The 2,609-nt window shown below is 54.2% G+C and carries 3 protein-coding genes and 1 tRNA gene; all 4 read left to right on the top strand.

Annotated elements, in window-relative coordinates:
• Window positions 1–231: 231 nt before the first annotated feature.
• The 4 genes from birA to ACRESD_RS13405 all read left to right on the top strand — a co-directional run bounded on the left by birA (window position 232) and on the right by ACRESD_RS13405 (window position 2,609).
• Window positions 232–1,191, top strand: coding sequence for a bifunctional biotin--[acetyl-CoA-carboxylase] ligase/biotin operon repressor BirA (birA, locus tag ACRESD_RS13420; RefSeq protein ID WP_431751344.1), 960 nt, complete (start codon window positions 232–234; stop codon window positions 1,189–1,191).
• Window positions 1,181–1,930 (top strand): pantothenate kinase, encoded by a 750-nt coding sequence (locus ACRESD_RS13415; protein WP_431751343.1) that lies wholly within the window; start codon window positions 1,181–1,183, stop codon window positions 1,928–1,930. Before birA ends, ACRESD_RS13415 begins: the two co-directional genes overlap by 11 nt.
• A gap of 7 nt (window positions 1,931–1,937) precedes the next feature.
• Window positions 1,938–2,381 carry a hypothetical protein gene (locus ACRESD_RS13410; protein ID WP_431751342.1) on the top strand — a complete coding sequence of 148 codons (444 nt, stop codon included), beginning with the start codon at window positions 1,938–1,940 and terminating at the stop codon, window positions 2,379–2,381.
• Between the two features lie 143 nt (window positions 2,382–2,524).
• A tRNA-Tyr gene (locus ACRESD_RS13405) sits at window positions 2,525–2,609 on the top strand.

The following is a 2,609-nucleotide window of genomic DNA, read 5'->3' as shown; positions in this document are numbered from 1 at the left end:
GTGAAACGATGCATCGCCGATGGTAGTGTGGGGTTTCCCCATGTGAGAGTAGGTCATCGTCAAGATTAAATTCCGAAACCCCATTTGCGAAAGCAGATGGGGTTTTGTTTTGGGCGCTCGAAAATATTTGAAGTTTTTGCTGCGCAAGCTTTTCACTCGAGGGGCCGGGCTTTCTATGCAATGGCTCTGCGCATGGCTATTATGCGTGCCTCATTGTGAGGCGATACTTGCATGCTGACGTTGTTGAAACTCTTGAAAGATGGTCGATTCCACTCTGGGGAGGCATTGGGTGCCGCCCTGGGCGTCAGTCGTAGTGCTGTCTGGAAGCAACTCCAGCATTTGGAAACTGAATTGAACCTCCCTATCCATAAAGTCCGAGGACGGGGATATCAGCTCGCGTCGCCACTTATATTTTTGAGTGCTGAGGAGATCGCGTCAAATGCGGCTTCCTTGGCCTGGCCTGTCCATATTTCAGACTCTATTGACTCCACCAATGCCGAAGCGCTGCGTCTTGTAGGTGCTGGCTGCGCTGCGCCGTTCCTGGTGCTCGCAGAGCAGCAAACGGCAGGGCGGGGGCGGCGAGGGCGAAAGTGGGTCAGTCCATTTGCGCAAAACTTGTATTACAGCCTGGTGTTGCGCATTGATGGTGGGCTGAGGCAGCTGGAGGGGCTGAGCCTCGTCGTTGGCTTGGCTGTCATGCATGCTTTGCGTGAGTCTGGGGTGCAAGGCGCAGCCTTGAAGTGGCCAAACGATGTTTTGGTCGGACGGAAGAAGATTGCCGGGATTTTGCTTGAATTGGTCGGGGATCCCGCTGACATCTGCCACGTTGTTCTGGGAGTTGGAGTTAACGTGAATATGCAGAAGGCTGCTGACGTTGATCGGGAGTGGACTTCGGTGCAGCTAGAGGTTGGCTCGCCTCTTGATCGTAATCTTCTTGTTGCCAATCTTGGTCTGCAGCTGCAGAGCTACCTGGATCGGCATAAGGCTTCGGGTTTTGCGGCGCTCCAGGGTGAGTGGGAGCAGAATCATTTGTGGCAGGGCAAAGCTGTTTCCCTCATTGCAGGTGTTAATCATATTGATGGGGTGGTCTTGGGTGTCGATAGTCAGGGGGCTTTACGGTTGAGCGTGGAAGGCGTCGAAAAAACATACAGCGGTGGTGAGTTAAGCCTGAGGTTGCGTGATGATTCTTGAGCTCGACTGTGGGAATAGCTTCATCAAATGGCGCGTACTTGATTCGGGGGTAGTCGACGCCTTCGCAGAAGGTGTCGTCGGTTCGGATGTCGCACTGATTGATAGCCTGACGGCGCTGCCGGGTCTCTTGCTGACACGTTGCCGTCTGGTGAGCGTTCGGGCATTGGAGGAAACGAGCAAGTTGGTTGCTGCGCTGGAGGCGGCTTTTGGGGTTGCCGTGTCTTGCGCTGCGTCCGCGCGCGAGATGGCGGGTGTTCGCAATGGATATGAGGAATTCGAGCGCCTTGGGCTTGATCGCTGGCTGGCAATGCTCGGAGGGTTCAAGTTGGCATCCGGTGCTTGTCTAGTGCTTGATTTTGGAACAGCAGCAACGGCAGATTTTATTGCGGCAGATGGTGAGCATCTCGGGGGCTTCATTTGTCCTGGTATGCCGCTCATGCGTAACCAGCTGCGAACCCATACCCGCAAGATACGGTATGACGATGTTGCTGCCGAGCAGGCTTTGGAGCGCTTGTCGCCAGGCCGTACCACAGTGGAGGCTGTTGAGCGCGGCTGCACGCTCATGCTCAGAGGGTTCGTGTTGACTCAGCTGGAGCTGGCCAGGTGTTACTGGGGAGATGAGTTCACGGTGTTTCTCACGGGCGGGGATGCCGAACTGGTTTCGGACGCCGTGCCGCAAGCCCGGCTTGTTCCGGATCTGGTCTTTGTTGGTCTGGCGATGGCATGTCCTTTGTCCTGAGGTGTTTATGCGTTGGTTGTTTCTGCTTTTGCTGGTCCTCAACGTGTTTTACTACATTTGGCATCAGCAAGAGGCGCCGTTGCGCGCAAAGGATGTCACCCCCCTGAGTCTCTACAAGGGAACTCAGCAGGATATCCGTCTTCTGAGTGAGTCCTCCGATGCGGTGCAAAGGCGTGATCGAGCCAAAGCGCCGGATACGAGCAGCTGTTTGTATCTGGGTGGTTTTACGGATCAGCGACAAGCGTCAACGCTTGAGCAGCGCCTCATCAGCTTGGATATAAAGGTCAAAGTCCAGCTGCTGAATACACCGGAGGCCTCTGGCTACTGGCTCCGTGTTGCCCCTGAAAGCAGGCGCCTCGCTGATGATCTGTCCTTTGAAAACCTTGCTAAGGAATTCAATGAGTTAAAACATAAAATAATGTTGTGCGAAGGCGTTGCAACTCTCGATTAGTTTGCATAGAATGGCGCCCGCTTCGCAGTGAAGACCTTTACGGTCAAAGGTGTGGAGCGAAGGTCAATGCAGCTAACCTCATATTTTTAAATGAGAAAATGCTTGACAGAAGGTCGGCGTAATGTAAAATGCCGGCTCGCTTAGGAGGGGTTCCCGAGCGGCCAAAGGGATCAGACTGTAAATCTGACGTCTACGACTTCGAAGGTTCGAATCCTTCCCCCTCCACCA

The sequence above is a fragment of the Pseudomonas sp. genome, from assembly GCF_050739995.1.
GTDB lineage: Bacteria > Pseudomonadota > Gammaproteobacteria > Pseudomonadales > Pseudomonadaceae > Aquipseudomonas.
The sequence above is the reverse complement of the archived record's forward strand: the minus strand, read 5'-3'. Positions and strand labels throughout refer to the sequence as shown.